The 19,723-nt window shown below is 66.3% G+C and carries 19 protein-coding genes; 18 read left to right on the forward strand and 1 reads right to left on the reverse strand.

All coding sequences use genetic code 11. From position 1 onward, the window contains the following. Nucleotides 1-191 precede the first annotated feature (191 nt). The 9 genes from ACTDXD_RS21680 to trmD all read left to right on the forward strand — a co-directional run bounded on the left by ACTDXD_RS21680 (nucleotide 192) and on the right by trmD (nucleotide 9,484). Nucleotides 192-1,499: an ammonium transporter gene (locus tag ACTDXD_RS21680; RefSeq protein ID WP_440124280.1), complete on the forward strand. Its 1,308-nt coding sequence runs from the start codon at nucleotides 192-194 to the stop codon at nucleotides 1,497-1,499. Nucleotides 1,500-1,623: 124 nt separating this feature from the next. Continuing rightward, nucleotides 1,624-1,962 (forward strand): P-II family nitrogen regulator, encoded by a 339-nt coding sequence (locus ACTDXD_RS21685; protein ID WP_054717737.1) that lies wholly within the window; start codon nucleotides 1,624-1,626, stop codon nucleotides 1,960-1,962. Beyond that, nucleotides 1,952-4,453 carry a [protein-PII] uridylyltransferase gene (locus ACTDXD_RS21690; protein ID WP_440124281.1) on the forward strand — a complete coding sequence of 834 codons (2,502 nt, stop codon included), beginning with the start codon at nucleotides 1,952-1,954 and terminating at the stop codon, nucleotides 4,451-4,453. The genes ACTDXD_RS21685 and ACTDXD_RS21690 overlap by 11 nt, the downstream gene beginning before the upstream one ends. 138 nt (nucleotides 4,454-4,591) lie before the next feature. Beyond that, nucleotides 4,592-6,163 (forward strand): signal recognition particle protein, encoded by a 1,572-nt coding sequence (ffh, locus tag ACTDXD_RS21695; protein ID WP_440124282.1) that lies wholly within the window; start codon nucleotides 4,592-4,594, stop codon nucleotides 6,161-6,163. A 31-nt stretch (nucleotides 6,164-6,194) separates the two neighbouring features. Next, nucleotides 6,195-7,298 carry an amidohydrolase family protein gene (locus ACTDXD_RS21700; protein ID WP_440124283.1) on the forward strand — a complete coding sequence of 368 codons (1,104 nt, stop codon included), beginning with the start codon at nucleotides 6,195-6,197 and terminating at the stop codon, nucleotides 7,296-7,298. 172 nt (nucleotides 7,299-7,470) lie between these two features. Beyond that, nucleotides 7,471-7,911, forward strand: a complete 441-nt coding sequence (rpsP, locus tag ACTDXD_RS21705) for a 30S ribosomal protein S16 (RefSeq protein ID WP_440124284.1) — start codon at nucleotides 7,471-7,473, stop codon at nucleotides 7,909-7,911. Continuing rightward, a complete protein-coding gene (locus ACTDXD_RS21710; protein ID WP_169688646.1) occupies nucleotides 7,911-8,153 on the forward strand; it encodes an RNA-binding protein in 243 nt (80 codons plus the stop codon). The genes rpsP and ACTDXD_RS21710 overlap by 1 nt, the downstream gene beginning before the upstream one ends. An 8-nt stretch (nucleotides 8,154-8,161) precedes the next feature. Further along, complete coding sequence (gene rimM / locus ACTDXD_RS21715; RefSeq protein ID WP_440124285.1) at nucleotides 8,162-8,776, forward strand: ribosome maturation factor RimM; 615 nt, start codon at nucleotides 8,162-8,164, stop codon at nucleotides 8,774-8,776. Between the two features lie 3 nt (nucleotides 8,777-8,779). After that, the gene (gene trmD, locus ACTDXD_RS21720; protein WP_440124286.1) at nucleotides 8,780-9,484 is read left to right on the forward strand and encodes a tRNA (guanosine(37)-N1)-methyltransferase TrmD; all 705 of its coding nucleotides are present in this window, start codon (nucleotides 8,780-8,782) and stop codon (nucleotides 9,482-9,484) included. Nucleotides 9,485-9,490: 6 nt separating this feature from the next. Here trmD and ACTDXD_RS21725 read toward each other — a convergent pair whose 3' ends face one another. After that, entirely contained in the window at nucleotides 9,491-10,450 is a 960-nt protein-coding gene (locus ACTDXD_RS21725) for a serine hydrolase (RefSeq protein ID WP_440124287.1), read from the reverse strand. Nucleotides 10,451-10,575: 125 nt separating this feature from the next. On the opposite strand from ACTDXD_RS21725, the gene ACTDXD_RS21730 reads away from it, so the two are divergent. The 9 genes from ACTDXD_RS21730 to dprA all read left to right on the forward strand — a co-directional run bounded on the left by ACTDXD_RS21730 (nucleotide 10,576) and on the right by dprA (nucleotide 19,693). Next, on the forward strand, nucleotides 10,576-12,951 hold the full coding sequence (locus tag ACTDXD_RS21730; protein ID WP_440124288.1) for a Tex family protein: 2,376 nt from the start codon (nucleotides 10,576-10,578) through the stop codon (nucleotides 12,949-12,951). A gap of 121 nt (nucleotides 12,952-13,072) precedes the next feature. Next, nucleotides 13,073-13,981, forward strand: coding sequence for a hypothetical protein (locus ACTDXD_RS21735; RefSeq protein WP_440124289.1), 909 nt, complete (start codon nucleotides 13,073-13,075; stop codon nucleotides 13,979-13,981). Between the two features lie 83 nt (nucleotides 13,982-14,064). After that, nucleotides 14,065-14,406: a 50S ribosomal protein L19 gene (gene rplS / locus ACTDXD_RS21740; RefSeq protein WP_054715236.1), complete on the forward strand. Its 342-nt coding sequence runs from the start codon at nucleotides 14,065-14,067 to the stop codon at nucleotides 14,404-14,406. Nucleotides 14,407-14,697: 291 nt separating this feature from the next. Beyond that, the gene (lepB, locus tag ACTDXD_RS21745; RefSeq protein WP_440127743.1) at nucleotides 14,698-15,438 is read left to right on the forward strand and encodes a signal peptidase I; all 741 of its coding nucleotides are present in this window, start codon (nucleotides 14,698-14,700) and stop codon (nucleotides 15,436-15,438) included. After that, a complete protein-coding gene (locus tag ACTDXD_RS21750) occupies nucleotides 15,435-16,133 on the forward strand; it encodes a ribonuclease HII (protein WP_440124290.1) in 699 nt (232 codons plus the stop codon). The genes lepB and ACTDXD_RS21750 overlap by 4 nt, the downstream gene beginning before the upstream one ends. Before the next feature lie 37 nt (nucleotides 16,134-16,170). Further along, entirely contained in the window at nucleotides 16,171-16,485 is a 315-nt protein-coding gene (locus ACTDXD_RS21755; RefSeq protein ID WP_006550963.1) for a DUF2469 domain-containing protein, read from the forward strand. Between the two features lie 171 nt (nucleotides 16,486-16,656). Continuing rightward, on the forward strand, nucleotides 16,657-17,013 hold the full coding sequence (locus ACTDXD_RS21760; protein ID WP_440124291.1) for a YraN family protein: 357 nt from the start codon (nucleotides 16,657-16,659) through the stop codon (nucleotides 17,011-17,013). Continuing rightward, nucleotides 17,013-18,521 carry a YifB family Mg chelatase-like AAA ATPase gene (locus tag ACTDXD_RS21765; RefSeq protein ID WP_440124292.1) on the forward strand — a complete coding sequence of 503 codons (1,509 nt, stop codon included), beginning with the start codon at nucleotides 17,013-17,015 and terminating at the stop codon, nucleotides 18,519-18,521. Before ACTDXD_RS21760 ends, ACTDXD_RS21765 begins: the two co-directional genes overlap by 1 nt. After that, nucleotides 18,518-19,693, forward strand: coding sequence for a DNA-processing protein DprA (dprA, locus tag ACTDXD_RS21770; RefSeq protein ID WP_440124293.1), 1,176 nt, complete (start codon nucleotides 18,518-18,520; stop codon nucleotides 19,691-19,693). Before ACTDXD_RS21765 ends, dprA begins: the two co-directional genes overlap by 4 nt. The last annotated feature ends 30 nt before the right edge of the window (nucleotides 19,694-19,723 follow it).

The raw sequence follows: 19,723 nt of genomic DNA on the forward strand, positions 1-19,723 counted from the left end.
GAGGCCGCTCCCGCTACGGCGGGGGCGGCCTTGTCGTCTCCTGATGTCGGTTCCGGCGGAAACATGAACGAAACACCACCCCGTCGCCCGTTCACGCCGACGAAACAGGACAGCGCTTCGGCGGAAACATCTCCGCAGCAAGCTTTCCCCAACGACGCGCTCACCGGCGCGGACAACTGGGAGGTGTGCAAGTGGAGGAAGTGGTGAACACCGGCGACGCCGCATGGATGCTCATGGCGGCATCGCTCGTGCTGCTGATGACACCGGGGCTGGCGTTCTTCTACGGCGGCATGTCACGCGCCAAGTCGGTCCTGAACATGATGATGATGTCGTTCGGCGCGATGGCGCTGATCGGTGTGATCTATGTGCTGTGGGGCTGGTCGATGTCATACGGCTCCGAGAGCATCGGCGGGATCTTCGCGAACCCGTTCGAGCTGTTCGGCCTGCAGGGCGCCATCTACGACGACGAAGGTGGATTCCTGCCGGGGCTGGGCAACTACCCCCAGGTCATCGACATCGGATTCCAGGTGACATTCGCGATCATCACCACCGCGCTGATCAGCGGTGCGCTCGCGGAGCGCGTGAAGTTCGGTACCTGGATGGTGTTCGTCGGCGTGTGGGTCACCCTCGCCTACTTCCCGCTCGCTCACATGGTGTGGGGCGGCGGTCTGCTCTCCGGCTCCGAGGACAGCATCGCCGCGATGCTCTTCGGCACTGTCGAAGACGGAGAGGGCGGACTCACCGCTGCGGTTCACCCGATCGACTTCGCGGGCGGCACCGTGGTCCACATCAACGCCGGTATCGCCGCGCTGGTTCTCGCCCTCATCATCGGCAAGCGCACAGGCTTCGGTAAGACCGCGTTCCGTCCGCACAATCTGCCGTTCGTGATGCTGGGCGCCGCGCTGCTGTGGTTCGGGTGGTTCGGGTTCAACGGTGGATCCGCGTTCGCTGCTGACGGTGTTGCCGGCCTCGCATGGCTCAACACCACCGTTGCCACCGCCGCCGCGATTCTGGGCTGGCTCGCCACCGAGCGGGTGCGGGACGGTAAGGCCACCAGCCTCGGTGCCGCGTCGGGTGCTGTCGCGGGTCTGGTCGCCATCACCCCCGCTGCCGGTGCTCTCAGCCCGGTCGGATCCATCATTCTCGGTGTCGTGGCCGGAATCCTCTCGGCCCTCGCAGTCGGACTGAAGTACAAGTTCGGCTACGACGACTCGCTCGATGTCGTAGGCGTGCACTTGGTGTCCGGTCTGTGGGGCACGGTCGCCATCGGTCTTCTCGCCACCGAAACCGGACTGTTCTACGGGGGCGACTACAAGCAGCTCGTTATCCAGATCGTGATCGCCCTGGTCGCACTGGTGTTCACCGCCGTCGTCACCGCTGTGATCGCCCTCGCTCTGCGGCCCATGGGCTGGCGTGTCTCGGCCGAGGACGAAGCTCGCGGCATCGACGAAACCGAGCACGCGGAATCCGCATACGACTTCGCCACCGCGCTGAAGTAGTACTTCGTCTCGAACCGAAGTAGTGCTTCACCTCGTCGCCGAGGTGGAAGTGGACGAAGATAACGGGCAAGCGTTACGCGGACACACAAGACAACGTCCGGTGAGCACCGGGAAGGGATGAGAAATGAAGCTGATCACGGCAATCGTGAAGCCGTTCACGCTCGAGGACGTCAAGGCAGGGCTCGAGCAGGCCGGGGTGCTCGGAATGACCGTGAGCGAGGTGCAGGGCTACGGACGCCAGAAGGGCCACACCGAGGTGTACCGCGGGGCCGAGTACTCGGTCGACTTCGTGCCGAAGGTGCGCGTCGAGGTCGTCGTCGACGACTCGGTGGTGGACAAGGTGGTCGACACGATCGTGGAAGCCTCCCGAACAGGAAAGATCGGTGACGGCAAGGTATGGGTCACCCCGGTGGAATCGGTGATCCGAGTCCGCACCGGGGAACGAGGTACGGATGCACTCTGACCCCAAGGGTGCAGAGACCCGAGGCCCAGGACACGCTGCCCACGCAGCGGGTCGTGGGCCCTCGGCGTCTTCGGGCACGAATACGGCGACAGACCTTTCGGCGGCCAGGGACGCACTCGTCTCCGGCTCCGGCCGCACTCGCCGCCTCGACACCCAGGCACTGCGCGACGCACTCGTGGACCTGTTCGATTTCTGGTTGATCACCGAGGGCTCCGAGCTCGGGATCAGGCCGGACAGCGGGTTCGCGCTCGTGGCAGTAGGGGGACTCGGTCGTCGCGAGATGCTGCCGCACTCCGACGTCGACCTCATCCTGCTCCACGACGACATCGATCCGGAGACGGTGTCGTCGGTCGCGGACCGGCTGTGGTACCCGCTGTGGGACGCCCACATCCGGCTCGATCACAGCGTCCGCACCGTTCCACAGGCCATTCAGGTGGCGTCGGGCGACCTTCCGGCGGCGCTCGGGATGCTCGAAGCCCGGCACATCGCCGGCGACCACGAACTGAGCAATCTGCTCATCGGTGGCGTACGCAGACAGTGGCGTACCGGGATCCGGAACCGCTTCGACGAGCTGATCGAGATGACGGAGGCACGTTGGGAGCGGTCGGGCCAGATCGCACACCGGGCCGAGCCCGATCTCAAGAGCGGTCGCGGAGGGTTGCGGGACGTACAGTTGCTCAACGCGTTGTCGGTCGCGCAACTCACCGACGGCATGCCCGGTCTCGGACCGGACGCACCCGGCGGTGGCCTCGCGGCCGCGCACCGTCACCTGCTCGACGTCCGGACCGAACTGCATCGCGTCGCCCGTCGCGGTCGCGATCAACTGCAGGCCCAGGATGCCGACGAGATCGGTGCCGCACTGCGCATCGGTGACCGTTTCGACCTCGCTCGCCTACTCACAGAGGCGGCGCGCACGATCAGCTACTCTGTCGAGGTCGGTGTCCGCACAGCGGGAAATTCCCTGCCGCGCAAGGGTCTGTCGCGCCTTCGACGTGGACCGGTACGGCGCCCCCTCGACGAGGGCGTCGTCGAACATGGCGGAGAGGTGGCGCTGGCCCGCGATGCCCGGCCGGGCAAGGACTCGGGCCTGATCACCAGGGTGGCTGCTGCAGCCGCACGATCGGGCCTGCCGATTGCCGCGGCGACGTTGACCCGCCTGTCGGATCACGCGCCGGAGCTGCGGGAGCCGTGGCCACGGCAGGCGCTCGACGACCTCATCGTGCTGCTTGCCTCGGGGCCGGCCGCCGTCGATGTCGTCGAGGCACTCGACCGGACGGGGTTGTGGGGACGTTTGCTACCCGAGTGGGGGGCGGTACGTGATCTCCCACCGCGCGACGCCATCCACACTTGGACCGTCGATCGCCATCTGGTGGAAACCGCGGTTCACGCGAGTGCACTCACGACGCGGGTGTCGCGCCCCGATCTGCTGCTTCTCGGAGCGCTCCTGCACGACATCGGCAAGGGCCGCGGTGGGGATCACAGTGTGGTCGGCGCCGAGGTCGCCGCCCAGATCGGCACGCGCATGGGTTTGTGGCCGTCCGATCTGTCGGTGCTCACAGCGATGGTCCGGCACCACCTGTTGCTCCCGCACACTGCGACCCGCCGCGACCTCGACGACCCGGCAACGGTGACGTCGGTGGTGGACGCACTGGGGGGCGACCCGCTGCTTCTCGAACTGCTGCATGCGCTTGCGGAAGCAGATTCGCAGGCCACCGGACCCGGCGTCTGGGGCGAGTGGAAAGCCTCACTCATCCGGGAACTGGTACGGCGCTGCCGACTGATGATGGCGGGGGAGGACCTTCCGGCTCCGTCGCCGATCGACCCCGAACTCGCGCGGCTCGCCGAATCCGGCGCCATGCATGTCTCGCTCGATCCGAGGCCCGACGGTCGGGGCTTCGTAGTGACGGTGGTGGCACCGGACGAGCCCGGCGTGTTGTCCGACACCGCGGGAGTGCTGGCTCTGCATGGGCTCCGAGTGCAGTCGGCCTCCATCGGCAGCCATGCGGGAAGCACCGTCAATACATTCATCGTGGTACCGCGATTCGGTGCGCCGCCGGTCGAGGGTCTGCTGCGACAGGAGTTCATGCGTGCTCGGTCGGGTGACCTGCACCTCCTCGCGGAACTCGACGCGAAGGACCGCGCGACGCGCGAGTCCGCACCGTCGCTACGTCCCGAGCGTGCGGTACCCGGCATGTACTCGCAGGCCCCACCGCGCCTGATCTGGCTCGACACCACGGATCCGGGGCAGGTTGTGCTCGAGATCAGGGCGGAGGACCGGATCGGAATGCTGTGTCGTCTGGCCGGAGTCTTCGAGGAGCACGGGGCAGACGTGCGGTGGGCGACGGTGACGACGATCGGATCGACCGTGGTCGACTCGTTCTGCATCGACCTGCCGACCGCCGGAACGAGAGCGTCACGGGAACGACTCGAACAGGCCGTGCTGGCCGTCCTTCCTATTCCTGAACCGAAGAAGCCTCCCGCTGCGCCGTGAGGTGAGGTGGTGATCCGAGGCCGCTTCGCCGGGCTCTCGGTCGACCGGACGGCCCACCCCCGGCTGCGGGCGGATGGGAGCGGCTACCCTGGAGCGCAGTATTGTCCGTATTCTCGTCAGACCGCAGGAGCGCATTCGGTGTTCGAATCCCTTTCCGACAGGTTGACAGGGGTCCTCAAGGACCTGCGCGGCAAGGGGCGCCTGTCCGACGCCGACATCGACGCGACGTGCCGCGAGATCCGCCTTGCCCTCCTCGATGCCGACGTGGCGCTGCCCGTCGTGCGCTCGTTCATCAAGAAGATCAAGGAACGGGCGAAGGGCGCCGAGGTTCACGGTGCGCTGAATCCGGCTCAGCAAGTCGTCAAGATCGTCAACGACGAGTTGGTGGGGATCCTCGGCGGCGAGACCCGTCGGCTCCAGTTCGCGAAGACCGCTCCGACCGTCATCATGCTGGCCGGCCTGCAGGGTGCGGGTAAGACCACGCTCGCAGGCAAGCTCGCCAAATGGCTCAAGGATCAGGGACACACACCGATGCTGGTCGCGTGCGACCTCCAGCGTCCGGGCGCGGTCACGCAGCTGCAGGTCGTCGGTGAACGTGCCGGTGTAACGGTATTCGCGCCGCATCCCGGAACGTCGATCGGTGGTGGCGAGAACGAGCTAGGTGTCACGGCCGCCGACCCGGTCGCCGTCGCGCAGCAGGGCATCGCGGAAGCCAAGAACAAACAGTACGACGTGGTCGTCGTCGATACCGCGGGTCGCCTCGGTATCGATCAGGAGCTGATGGCGCAGGCCGCAGGCATCCGCGACGCCGTTCAGCCCGACGAGACCCTGTTCGTCCTCGACGCGATGATCGGCCAGGACGCCGTGAGCACCGCCGAGGCTTTCCGCGAGGGCGTCGGATTCACCGGCGTCGTGCTCACCAAGCTCGACGGCGACGCCCGCGGTGGTGCCGCGCTCAGCGTCCGCGAACTGACCGGCCAGCCGATCCTGTTCGCATCCACCGGTGAGAAGCTCGAAGACTTCGATGTCTTCCACCCCGAGCGCATGGCCAGCCGCATCCTCGGTATGGGCGATGTGCTCACCCTCATCGAGCAGGCCGAGCAGCACTTCGACGCCACACAGGCCGAAGCGACTGCCGCCAAGATCGGCAGCGGTGAGCTCACGCTGGAGGACTTCCTCGAGCAGATGATGGCTGTGCGCAAGATGGGCCCCATCGCGAACCTGCTCGGCATGCTTCCTGGTGCAGGGCAGATGAAGGACGCGCTCGCGGGTGTCGATGAGAAGCAGCTCGACCGGATCCAGGCGATCATCCGCGGCATGACCCCGGCGGAGCGCGCCAACCCGAAGATCATCAACGGCTCCCGGCGGCTGCGTATCGCCAACGGCTCGGGCGTGAAGGTCTCTGATGTCAACCAGCTCGTCGACCGCTTCTTCGAAGCACGGAAGATGATGTCTGCGATGGCCGGCCAGATGGGCATGCCCGGTGCTCGGCGTAACCAGCGTTCGAAGAAGGGCAAGAAGGGGAAGAAGGGCGGTCGCGGCCCGACGCCGCCGAAGGTGCGGGGCGGTCTTCCCGGCGGCATGCCCGCCGGGTTCCCCGGGCTCGGCGCGGGGATGCCCGATCTGTCCAACATGCCGAAGGGGCTCGACGAACTGCCTCCGGGGCTCGAGGGGTTCGATCTGTCGAAGCTGAAGTTCCCCAAGAACTAGGACGCAGCTGCGAAGAGAGGGAGGCCCGGTCATGGTGGGGGGCGGTGCCACCGGTCCATTCGTCGTGCGCGGCAGGACCCTGCCCGAAGGGGAACCGATCGAATTGTGGATCGGCAGCGATGGCGAATTCTCCCGCGAGCCGATCCCGGGAGCCGAGGTGCTCTCGACCGACGGATGGGTCTTGCCAGGCCTCGTGGACGCCCACTGCCACGTCGGGATCAGATTCGGTGGGGGAGTCGAGAGCGAAGCGGGCGCCCTCGCGCAGGCCGTCACCGAACGCGACGCGGGTGTGCTGCTCCTGCGCGACGCCGGATCCCCGGTCGACACACGGGCATTCGACATCCGTCCCGACCTGCCGACGATCATCCGGGCGGGCAGGCATATCGCGATGCCGAAGCGCTACATTCGTGGCCTCCCGGTCGACCTCGAGGACGAGTCGGAACTGCCCGACGAGGTCGTGCGCCAGGCCCGCGCGGGCGACGGCGGGGTCAAGCTCGTCGGCGACTGGATCGACCGTGATGCCGGTGATCTCGCGCCGCTGTGGAGCGACACGATCCTCGTCGAGGCTATCGCCGCGGCACACCGCGAAGGCGCCCGCGTTACAGCGCACGTCTTCGGTGAGGATGCGCTGCCCGGTCTGCTCGCCGCCGGAATCGACTGCATCGAACACGGTACGGGCCTGACCGACGACACGATCGCGACGATGGCAGCGAATGGCACGGCGTTGGTCCCGACCCTGGTCAACATCGAGAATTTTCCTGATATCGCCGACTCGGCCGCACGCTTCCCCGTGTACGCCGCGCACATGCGCGATCTGCATGCGCGCGTCGCCGACACCATCGGCGCCGCCCACGACGCGGGCATCCCGATCTACGCGGGCACCGATGCCGGCGGACAGGTGCAGCACGGCAGGATCGCCGACGAGATCGCAGCGCTCGGCAAGGCCGGACTCGACGCGAACGAGGCCTTCGCCGCAGCGAGCTGGGCGGCACGCACCTGGCTCGGTCATCCGAGTCTCGAGCCGGGTACCCCTGCCGACCTGATCGTCTACTCGGACGACCCCCGCATCGATCCGGCCTCGGCCCGACCCGACCTGGTAGTTCTTTGCGGCGCTGTCGTAGCGGGCCCCGCTTGACCGTCGATTTCCCGTGCGGTTCCCGCGTCTGGCAGAATGGACCGCTGTCGTCGCATCCGGTTCCGTACCGCGCGACGGTCACAGGTTAGAGGCAAAACCGGGCGTGCCAATCGGGCGCGCCGTCCGAATTGCACGTGACATGCGCGCTCCGCGCGCGAAGGAGAACACAGCAGTGTCCGTCAAGATCAAGCTCACCCGTCTCGGCAAGATCCGCAACCCGCAGTACCGTGTCGTCGTCGCCGACTCGCGCACCCGCCGCAACGGCCGTGCGATCGAGACCATCGGCCGGTACCAGCCGAAGGAAGATCCGTCGATCATCGAGATCGACTCGGAGCGCGCCCAGTACTGGCTGAGCGTCGGTGCGCAGCCCACCGAGCCCGTTCTCAACCTTCTCAAGATCACCGGCGACTGGCAGAAGTTCAAGGGCCTGCCGGGCGCGGAGGGCACCCTGAAGAAGGCAGAGCCCAAGCCGACCAAGCTCGAGCTGTTCCAGGCCGCACTCGCTCAGGCCGAGAACGAGCCGGCTGCCGAGGCGATCACCCCCAAGAAGAAGAAGGCCGCCAAGGAAGAGTCCACCGAGGCTGCCGCTGAGTCCACCGAGGCCGCCGAGTAATGAGCGCCGTGGTGGCCGATGCGGTCGAGCACCTCGTCCGAGGCATCGTCTCGCATCCCGATGATGTGCGCGTCGATCTCATCACCGGTCGCCGTGGCCGCACCGTCGAGGTCCACGTCAATCCTGACGATCTCGGCAAGGTGATCGGTCGCGGTGGCCGCACCGCGACGGCGTTGCGGACCCTCGTCACCGGAATCGGTGGCCGAGGAATCCGCGTCGACGTCGTCGACACCGACCGTTAGGCGCGTCGGTGGAGCTCGTGGTGGGCCGTGTCGTCAAGTCGCACGGCATCAAAGGTGAAGTGGTCGTCGAGGTCCGTACCGACGAACCCGACGAGCGCTTCGCCGTAGGTACGGTCCTGCGTGGCCGCAAACCCCGCGAGCAGAAGCTGCACAACTACACGGTGGAAGCCGCCCGGGAGCACTCCGGGCGGCTTCTGCTGCGTCTCACCGGTGTGGCCGACCGCACCGGATCAGACGCGATGCGGGGCATCCTGTTCATCGTCGACAGCGACGACCTGTCACCCTCTTCCGACCCCGACGAGTTCTACGATCACGAACTCGAAGGTCTGCCGGTGCGGATCGTGGCGGGCCACCCCGAGGGCGGCACCGAGATCGGCACCGTACGTGAGGTCCTGCACACCGCTGCGGGCGAACTTCTGGCGATCCGGCCCGCCGACGATGCGAGCCGGGAGATCCTCATCCCGTTCGTCACCGAGATCGTTCCGACGGTGTCGGTTGCCGACGGCATGATCGAGATCGACCCACCCGACGGCCTGCTCGATCCCGATTTCGGAGAGCCGCCCACCAAAGCGAAGAAGCAGCAGGAAATGAAGCTGCGCCGGACAACCGAGGAAAACGAGTAGCCCGTGCGGCTCGACGTGGTCACCATCTTTCCCGAATATCTCGAACCACTACGCGCGGCGCTGCTCGGCAAGGCGATCGACAAGGGTCTGATCTCGGTCGGAGTGCACAACCTGCGTGACTGGACCCACGACGTTCACAAGGCCGTCGACGATTCGCCTTACGGTGGCGGACCGGGCATGGTCATGAAACCCACCGTCTGGGGCCCCGCTCTCGACGAGGTCCTCGATGTCGACGAGGGCGAGACCGACTCGGATGTGCTGCTCGTCGTCCCCACACCCGCGGGCAGGCCGTTCGATCAGGCCACCGCACAACGGTGGTCGACCGAGAAACGCATCGTCTTCGCGTGCGGTCGATACGAGGGCATTGACCAGCGAGTCTTCGACGACGCTGCGAAACGCGTCCGCGTCGAGGAAGTCAGCATCGGCGACTACGTACTGATCGGCGGCGAGGTCGCCGTACTGGTCATGGTCGAGGCAGTCGTACGCCTGATTCCCGGGGTACTCGGCAATCAACAGTCGCACCAGGAGGATTCGTTCTCCGACGGGTTGCTCGAAGGCCCCAGCTACACGCGGCCCGCGTGCTGGCGTGGCCTCGATGTCCCCCCGGTCCTGCTCTCCGGAGACCACGGCAAAGTCGCACAGTGGCGCCGCGAACAGTCGCTGGCCCGGACACACGAGCGACGTCCGGATCTGCTCACCGGCGACTGAGCCGGATCAGCCGAATACGGTCTCCACCACCATCGTCAACGTGTCGCGTGCATGCCGGGCGCTCTCGTCGTCGGATGCGTCGTACATCGAGGTGTCGGGAAGGAACGTGCCGTCGTACTCGGGATCTTCGTAGGTCACCGTCTCCCGTGACAACACGGCAACCACATACCGGTGGTCGTCGCCGAAGAATCCGGTCGACAGGTGAATCCACTGTGAACCGAGGCAACACATCCACCCCGCCTTGGAACCGAGGTCCACCGCGTACGAAAGTCCATCGGACAGGCCGAACTGCTGATCGTAACCATCGGCTCCAGTGGGCTCCGACTCGAGCAGATACCCGATGATCCGGGCAGCGGCAGGTTCGTCGAATCCGTCCTCGCCGCTGAGCAGATCGTCGTACCAGGTCAAGATGTCCGATGCGGTGGTGAGGGTGTTCCACCAGAAGTCGACAGGGGCGACCGTTCCTCGGAGGGCGTGCCGCTCGACGACACGAGCAACGATCTCGGGACCGCCGAACGCATCCCACAACAGAGACGCGGCCGAATCATCCGACCGGGTGAGCATGGCGCGGATCAGGTCGTAGTCGTCGTCGGTAAGCAGGACCTCGCCGATCCCTTCCCGGAACAACAGGTCGTCGGCGATGAACAGTTTGACCACCGATGCAGTCTCGATGGGCTCGTCGACGCCGCCGACCGTTCGCGCACCTGTCTCGCGGTCCAAGACGGCTACCGTGACCTCAGCACCACGTCCGGTTGCGAGTTGTGTCGCCGTGTCGATGCGGTCTGCGAGCCCGTCCATCCTGATCGGAGCCGTGACATCGGTACTGGCGTCGGCCACTACGTGCAGGCCCGCAGCGGACACCTCGGACCCGGGTGCAGTGGTCCCGTTCAGGGGCGTGCCGCATGCCGACAACGTTGCTGCTACGACCAGCAACGCCAAGCCCGACCGGAACCGATCCCGGGTCATCCCATGCTCCTGTATTCCATTGTGCGACGCACAGCGCGCCGATAGTCGAAGTTCGGTGTCCCGCCGAGCAGGCGCTCGTGGCGCCACGGGGAACACACGAAAGGATAAAGGTAGGGTCGATCGTCGTGACGACCCAACTCGACACCGTGAACCGGCGCATCGCCGACGAACTCGACGTCCGCGAGAACCAGGTGGCTGCGGCGGTGGAACTGCTCGACGGCGGCTCGACCGTGCCGTTCGTCGCTCGCTACCGCAAGGAGGTCACCGGCGGGCTCGACGACGCCCAACTCCGCACCCTCGAAGAGCGCTTGAGGTACCTGCGCGAACTCGACGAACGCCGCGCTGCGATCCTCGAATCGATCGAAGAGCAGGGCAAACTCGACGACGAACTCCGCGGGCAGATCATGCTTGCCGAGACGAAAGCCCGCCTCGAAGACATCTACCTGCCCTACAAGCCCAAACGCCGGACGAAAGCCCAGATCGCCCGCGAGGCCGGGCACGAGCCCGTGGCCGACGCACTCATCGGCGATCCGACCACCGATCCCGCGCAGTACAGCGCCGAGCAACTCGACGGTGCCCGGGCGATCCTCGTCGAACGATTCGCCGAAGACGCCGACCTCGTCGGTGAACTGCGTGAAGCCATGTGGAACCGCGGTGGACTGAAATCCGCGGTGCGGCCGGGCAAGGAAGCCGAAGGCGCGAAGTTCGCCGACTACTTCGAATTCTCCGAGCCGTTCGCCGACCTGCCCTCGCACCGTATCCTCGCGGCGCTGCGCGGCGAGAAGGAGGAAGTGCTCAGTCTGTCGCTGGAACCCGAACTCGAAGAGCAGGAGCCCGGGGCGCCGTCGTACTACGAAGGCCGGATCGCCGGTCGCTTCGGGATCGCCGACCGAGGACGCGCCGCCGATCGTTGGCTGCTCGACACCGTGCGCTGGGCGTGGCGCACCCGTTTGCAGGTGTCGATGGGTATCGACGTGCGGATGCGACTCAAGCAATCCGCCGAAAGCGACGCCGTCGACGTGTTCGCTGCGAATCTTCGGGACCTCCTGCTGGCAGCGCCGGCCGGAACACGCCCCACGATGGGCCTCGACCCCGGCTTCCGCACCGGCACCAAGGTCGCCGTTGTCGATGCGACGGGCAAGGTCGTCGACCACACGACGATCTATCCGCACCAGCCGCACAACAAGCACGACCAAGCGCTCGCGACTCTCGCAGCTCTGGTGGCCGAGCACGGGGTCGAACTCATCGCCATCGGCAACGGCACCGCCTCCCGCGAGACCGACGCCCTCGCCGCGGAGCTGATCGCCAAGTCCGGTGTCACCAACGTGACCAAGATCGTGGTGTCGGAAGCCGGCGCGTCGGTGTATTCGGCCTCCGCCTATGCCTCGCAGGAGTTACCCGACCTGGACGTGTCGATCCGCGGTGCGGTCTCGATCGCGCGGCGCCTGCAGGATCCGCTCGCCGAACTCGTCAAGATCGACCCCAAGTCGATCGGCGTCGGTCAGTATCAGCACGACGTGTCCGAGACGATGCTCGCCCGATCGCTCGGTGCGGTCGTCGAAGATGCGGTGAACGCCGTGGGAGTCGACGTCAACACCGCTTCGGTTCCGTTGTTGTCCCGAGTCTCGGGCATCACCGGATCACTTGCCGAAAGCATCGTCACCCACCGCGATCAGAACGGCCCGTTCCGCACTCGTAAGGCGCTCAAGGACGTCGCGCGGCTCGGCCCGAAGGCCTTCGAACAGTGTGCGGGCTTCCTTCGTATCCCGGGCGGCGACGACCCGCTCGACGCGTCCGCAGTGCACCCCGAGGCCTACCCGGTGGTCCGGCGGATCGTCGACCGAAGTGGCACCGGCGTCCTCGAACTGATCGGCAGTTCTGCTGTTCTCTCCAAACTGCGGCCGGAGGAGTTCGTCGACGACAAGTTCGGTCTGCCGACCGTCACCGACATCATCAGCGAACTCGAGAAGCCCGGTCGCGATCCGCGCCCCGAGTTCAAGACCGCCACGTTCGCGGCGGGAATCGAGAAGGTCGGAGACCTGTCTCCGGGCATGGTGCTCGAGGGTGTCGTCACCAACGTCGCCGCGTTCGGCGCGTTCGTCGACGTCGGGGTCCACCAGGACGGACTCGTGCACGTCTCGGCGATGTCGAGGAGCTTCGTCCAGGATCCTCACGACGTGGTGAAGTCGGGTGAGGTCGTCAAGGTCAAGGTGCTCGACGTCGATGTTCCGCGACAGCGCATCAGTCTCACCTTGCGCCTCGACGACGAGATCCCGTCAGGATCCGACAGCAACGGCGGTGCCGCGCGCGGTGGCCGCCAAGGTGGATCGAGGCCCGCCCCCCGCGGTCAGCAGAGCAGCGGTCGTGGACAGGGCAGCGGCCGTGGCCGTGGGCAGGGGGGCGCCAAACAAGGTGGTGGCAAGCAGAGCCGGCGTCCCGACGCCGCACCTGCCTCCGGATCGATGGCCGACGCTCTTCGTCGAGCAGGTTTCGGCAAGTAGCCCGTTCCCGCGTGCCGGTCGTATCGCGCCGCGATCGACCGGCGCCTGGGATGCTGAAAGCCGTGCGGATTTCACGGCCGGAAGACTTGCCCAGCGCCGCAACGAGGGCGTCGGTGCCGCGATGATGAACTGGCTCCGAACCGAGATCATCGATCAGGGGCGACTGCCGCTGCTGTGCTTCCTGCTGGGTTTCGTCGTCGCATTCGTGTTCATCCGCATCAGCGTCCGGATGATCCGGGCGAAGGTGCGGTGGTGGCCCGGCAACATCACGCCGGGGGGACTTCACGTTCACCACATGGTGTTCGGTGTGATCACGATGGTCATCGCGGGTGGCGGTCTCATCTCGGTGTACGAGGTGGGCTCCGGGACCGTCATCGCCGTCTTCGCCGCGCTGTTCGGGATAGGAGCGGCCCTGACGCTCGACGAGTTCGCGCTCATCTTCTATCTCCACGATGTGTATTGGGAGGAAGAAGGACGTGTCTCTGTCGACGCCGTCTTCGTCGCCATCGCTGTGACCGGGATGCTCCTGCTCGGTCTGCAACCCCTCGATCTCGTCGACCTCACCAGTTTCGACGATGGCGGAGACTGGGTGAGCCGATTCGTTCTGGTGGTATTGGTGCTGCTGAATCTGCTGCTCGCCGGGGTGGTGCTCGCCAAAGGCAAGATCTGGACCGGTCTGGTCGGACTGTTCATCGTTCCGTTGCTCTGGGTCGGCGCGTTACGCCTTTCGCGGCCGGGGGCGCCCTGGGCCCGCTGGCGCTACCAAGGCAAGACGCGGAAAATGACCCGCGCGATCGCGCGTGAGAGGAGATTCCGCAGACCGGTGATCCGAGCGAAGATCTTCGTGCAGGACCTCGTTGCGGGTGCCCCGACTCTCGAAGCGGTGCTCGGCAGCGTCGAGCATTCACGAGTCGCGGCCGAGGCCGTTCTCGACAGGACCGTGCACCCGGCCCCGGCACCCGGGATTTCACCCAACCAGGTGGCGTCTGGCACTATAGACAGGTTGCCCCGTTCGGGCACGCCTACCTGATCTGGGCACGAACCGGTCGAGCCCGCCTCACGGCGGTCGCCGCCAGGTTCCTCTGCTCGAGCGAACAAGAGGATAGAACACCGATGAACACCCTGGACTTTTTGGACGCCAAGTCGCTGCGCGACGACATTCCGAACTTCCGCCCCGGCGACACGCTCGACGTGCACGTCAAGGTTATCGAGGGCTCGAAGGAGCGTGTGCAGGTCTTCAAGGGCGTCGTGATCCGTCGCCAGGGCGGCGGCATCCGCGAAACCTTCACCGTCCGCAAGATCTCGTTCGGCGTCGGTGTCGAGCGCACCTTCCCGGTGCACAGCCCGAACCTCGCGAAGATCGACGTCCTCACCCGCGGTGACGTCCGTCGCGCGAAGCTGTACTACCTGCGCGAGCTGCGCGGCAAGGCTGCCAAGATCAAGGAAAAGCGCTGATCGTCGCTTCCTGACGGCATACCTACGAGCCCGGCCCGGATTCACTTCTGGGCCGGGCTCGGTCGTACCTGTTCGAATACCGCGTCGTCGGGCTGCTGTGAAGCATGTGCGACTCCATCGACCGCCGAACAGTGGCGGCAGGTACGAGATTTACGTAGACGCTAGTCTTGTCCGGTGGCAGATTCACCGCACGAACCGGCCGGGCCGGACGCGAACCGATTTGGCGACGACCGACTCTCGGCACACAACCGGACGCGCGGTGCCCACCACAGAAGGGAGGAACCGGACGACCTGAGCGACGACCGCGGAACCGAGAAGAACACGAAGAAGCAGAAATCGTTCTGGCGTGAACTCCCGATCCTGATCGTCGTCGCGCTCGCGCTGAGTTTTCTCCTCCAGACCTTCGTTGCCCGCGTGTACCTGATCCCGTCCGAATCGATGGAACCGACGCTGCACGGTTGCCCCGGGTGCACCGGCGACCGCATCGTCGTCGAGAAGATCGGTTACCGATTCGGTGATCCGCGGCCCGGAGACGTCATCGTGTTCAAGGGACCCGATTCGTGGTCCGAGGGTTACACCTCGACACGCTCCGACAATACGGTCCTGCGCGGGCTCCAGGAAGTGGGCTCGCTCGTCGGGTTGGTCCCGCCGGACGAGAACGACCTCGTCAAGCGCGTGATCGCGGTGGGCGGGCAGACCGTCGAGTGCTGTGATGACCAGGGCCGCATTCTCGTAGACGGACAACCGATCGACGAACCGTACGTGAAGATGGACTACCCGTTCACACCCGGTGTGGTCACGTGCGACACCGAAGTGCCGTCCGGACGCTGCTTCGGTCCGGTCACGGTGCCCGAGGGGCATGTGTGGGTGATGGGCGACAACCGCAGCAATTCCGCGGACTCCCGCTATCACGTGGGTGACGAGCATCAGGGGTCCATTCCGTTGGAGAATGTGATCGGAAAGGCGCGCTTCATCGTGCTGCCCCCCGGCCGATGGGGCTTCATCGATTCCCCGGAGATCATGCCTTCGTGAGTACCTGGCCCCCGCGACCGGTGATTCGTCGATCATCGGGTCTACGGACGATGGAATCGACGCTGCTGCGATGCGGGCTCGGCCCGGTCGCCGGTGTCGACGAAGCAGGCCGCGGACCGTGTGCAGGCCCGCTGGTCATCGCCGCCTGCATCCTGGAGTCGAAACCACACCCTTCGCTGGATCGCCTGGACGATTCGAAGAAACTGACCGAGAAGACCCGTGAGGAACTCTACGACGCGATCGTGCGCCGCGCGCTCGCGTGGAGCGTGGTGGAGGTGCCCGCCGACGAAGTCGACGCGATCGGAATCCACGTGGCCAACATCGAGGGGATGCGACGCGCCGTCGCGGGCCTGCTGGTCGCGCCGGGATACGTCCTCACCGACGGCTTCCGGGTTCCGGGCCTGCCTGCGCCGTCGTTGCCGGTGATCGGCGGGGACGGCGCCGCGTCATGCATCGCGGCGGCGAGTGTGCTTGCGAAGGTGACTCGTGACCGGATCATGGTCGGGTTGGATCGAACGTATCCGGGGTACGGTTTCGCGATACACAAGGGCTACAGCACGGCGGTGCACATGGCGGCACTGCGCGAGCTCGGCCCGTCACCCGAGCATCGGAGATCATGGGCGAACGTGGCCGCAGCATGCGGCGAAGCGCCGTTCCGACGCCGACTCGTCGGAGCCGGAGCGGATGCGAGATGATGGCAGGACACACCAGAGTGGGAGGACACCGAGACCGATGAGTGCCGAGGATCTCGAGAAGTACGAAACCGAGATGGAACTCTCGCTTTACCGGGAGTACCGGGACATCGTCGGTCAGTTCGCCTACGTCGTCGAAACCGAGCGGCGCTTCTATCTTGCCAACGCCGTCGAACTGCTTCCCCACAACGCCAACGGCGAGGTGTATTTCGAAGTCCGGATGTCGGATGCGTGGGTGTGGGACATGTACCGTCCCGCCCGGTTCGTCAAGCATGTCCGGGTGATCACCTTCAAGGACGTCAACATCGAAGAGCTCGACAAGCCCGAACTTCGTCTGCCCGACAAGCTGGGGTGAGCCCCGCACCGTAACAAGGGGTTCGGACAGGGTTGCCGTACTCCGGGCGATGCCTCGGCGGTTGTCCACAACCGGTCGTTTCCTCCACAGATTTCCACTATCGGGCGTAGACGGCCCGCTCACCCGATCTCGCTGCTGCACAGTGTGTGCACGCAGGGAGGAGCGACAGGGATGGGACGAAATCAAGATGTGGGGATCCTCGGGGAGGACCTTGCCGCAGAACACCTCGAGTCCACTGGAATGGTGGTTCTCGAACGGAACTGGCGGTGCCGGTACGGCGAGCTGGACCTGATCGCGCAGGACGGCGCGGTCCTCGTGTTCGTCGAGGTCAAAACCCGAACCGGGTTCGGGTACGGTACGCCCGCCGAGGCCGTCAGTCGCGTCAAAGCGGAGCGGTTGCGGCGTCTTGCCGGATTGTGGCTCGCCGACCAGGGCCGCCGATGGGAGCGTATCCGCGTCGACGTCGTGACGGTCGTGCTGATTCGGGGGAATGCTCCCGAGATCACCCACCGCAAGCAGGTGTTCTGATGGCGCTGGGGAAGGCCTGGTCGGTGGCCGTGGCAGGTATCGACGGACACGTAGTCGAGATCGAGGCCGACATCGGTGGAGGATTGCCGGGTGTGAAGATGGTCGGGCTGCCCGACACTGCACTGCAGGAATCGCGTGACCGCGTCCGCGCGGCGGTGTCCAACTCCGGTGGGAAATGGCCGGACTCGAAGGTGGTACTCGCGCTGTCGCCCGCGACACTGCCCAAAATGGGCAGTGTCTACGATTTGGCTCTCGCATGCGCGGTGCTCAACGCCGCCGATGTCGTACCGCTCGAAGCGATGACGAAAACGATTCTGCTGGGCGAGCTTGCGCTCGACGGCCGATTGCGACCGATCCGGGGAGTGCTTCCCGCCGTCGTCACGGCGAAGAACTACGGATGGTCGCGAGTAGTGGTTCCCACCGCGATGATGACCGAGGCGTCACTCGTCGCGGGGATCGATGTGTACGGCGCCGACAGCCTGCGCGACGTGGTGCTGTGGCTGCAGGGTGACGGACCGCTCGAACGCCCCGATCCGCGGGCGGCGCCCGCACGAACGCTCCGCGCCGACCTCAGCGAAGTCGTCGGGCAACACGAGGCTCGCCGCGCGATCGAGGTCGCCGCCGCGGGCGCCCATCACCTCATGCTCACCGGTCCACCGGGCATCGGAAAGACGATGCTGGCCCAGCGTCTACCCGGAATCCTCCCCGAGCTGAACGAAACTCACGCACTCGAAGTGACTGCGGTGCATTCGGTGGCAGGCACCCTCACGGCGGATCGGCCCCTTGTCACAGAACCACCGTTCATCGCGCCCCATCACACCGCGACGGTGGCTTCGCTCATCGGTGGTGGCACGGGCATGGCTACCCCGGGAGCGGTCAGTCGTGCGCACCGCGGAGTGTTGTTCCTCGACGAGGTGGCAGAGATGGGAACAAAGACTCTCGAAGCATTGCGAACACCTCTCGAGGACGGAGAAGTTCGGATTGCTCGCCGAGACGGCGTCGCCCGATATCCCGCCCGATTCCAACTGGTTCTGGCAGCAAATCCCTGCCCGTGCGCGCCGGCGCGCGACGCTGATTGCGTGTGCGTGCCCACGGCGCGGCGCCGATATCTGGGACGGCTGTCGGGGCCCTTGCTCGACCGTGTCGACCTGCGGGTGAGGATGCAATCGGTCGCGACGAGTGCGCTGATGGGTGAGGCGGGGGAGAGCACCGACGATGTGCGAACCCGAGTCGCGACTGCGCGTGCCGCTGCGGCAGAGCGGTGGAACGACTTCGGGTGGGCGACGAACGCGGAGGTTCCGGGGCCGGCCCTTCGTCAAAAGTTCCGGTTGCCTGCCACGGTTGTCAAACCGGTGGAGTGGGCGCTGCGTAAGGGTGCGATCACGGCACGAGGGGCCGACAGGGCATTGAGAGTTGCCTGGACTCTATGCGACTTGGAAGGCGCCTCCCGGCCGACCGAGATCCACGTGGCCGCCGCACTCGACTTCCGGGATCGGGGTGCCGCGTGACCTGTCGAACCACCAGTGGGACGTCCGTCGGCGCGACACCGGACAGCGACGAAAGACGGCACGCGTGGGCGTACCTCTCGACGGTCACGCTCGGTGCTTCGAGGATGGTGTCCGCGGCGATCGCCGAGCACGGAGTCGTGCAGGTCGCACGTTCACTGCGGGAAGGTTCGGCCGGAGTCGAACTCACCGCGAAACTCGCGGCGCGCGTTCATCTCGATACGGCCGCAACCGACCTCGATCGCTTGAACCGGGCCGGGGGGCGCCTCGTCACTCCGGACGATGACGAGTGGCCCGCATGGCAGATGCTCGGGTTCGAACAACTGGACACCGCCACCGATGCGGAGGGGCCGCCGCTGGCACTGTGGGTATGGGGGCAACGGCGGCTCGAAGAGCTCGTCGAGCGCGCGATCGGGATCGTCGGCACGCGCGCTGCGAGCGGGTACGGCGAGCACGTGACCGCGGAGATCGCAGGCGACCTCGCCGTCGACGGGTGGACGGTGGTATCCGGGGCGGCCTTCGGAATCGATGCCGCGGCACATCGCGCGGCCCTCGGAGTGGGAGGAACGACCGTTGCGATACTCGCGTGCGGCGTGGACCGTGCCTATCCTGCAGCGCACGCGAAGCTCCTGCGAGGAATCTCCGAATCAGGTTTGGTGGTCAGCGAATACCCGCCCGGCACCGTCCCCGCGCGGTACCGGTTCCTTGCGCGCAACCGGCTCATCGCGGCGTTGTCTGCGGGAACCGTGGTCGCAGAGGCAGGGTGGCGCAGCGGCGCCCGTAACACGGCGGCGTGGGCTCGGCGGCTGGGCCGGCCGGTGGTGGCGGTGCCGGGCCCGGTCACCTCGGCGGCGTCGCAGGGATGTCACCGAATGATTCGTGAGGGCGAAGCACGGTTGGTGGGCAATGCGCGGGAAGTCGTCGAGGAATGCGGTCCACTCCTCGAAGCCGGCGACGACCGGGATGCCCGGTTCGTTCGGGCGCTCGATGGCCTCTCTGGAGATCTGGCACTCGTCTATGAGGCATTGCCTGCGGTGGGCACGTGCGAGCCGATCGCGGTCGCGGAGTCTGCGGGTGTTCCGGTCGACCGCGTTCGCGCGGCGTTGCCCTTGCTGGAGATGGAGGGACTCGTCGAGCGTGACGAGGACGGGTGGTCGCGAGTAGTCGGCAGATAGGGGTTTATCGGCGGGAACCGGCTCGGCCGA

This window comes from Rhodococcus sp. SJ-3 (assembly GCF_051918125.1).
In the GTDB taxonomy this organism is placed as follows: Bacteria; Actinomycetota; Actinomycetes; order Mycobacteriales; family Mycobacteriaceae; genus Rhodococcus.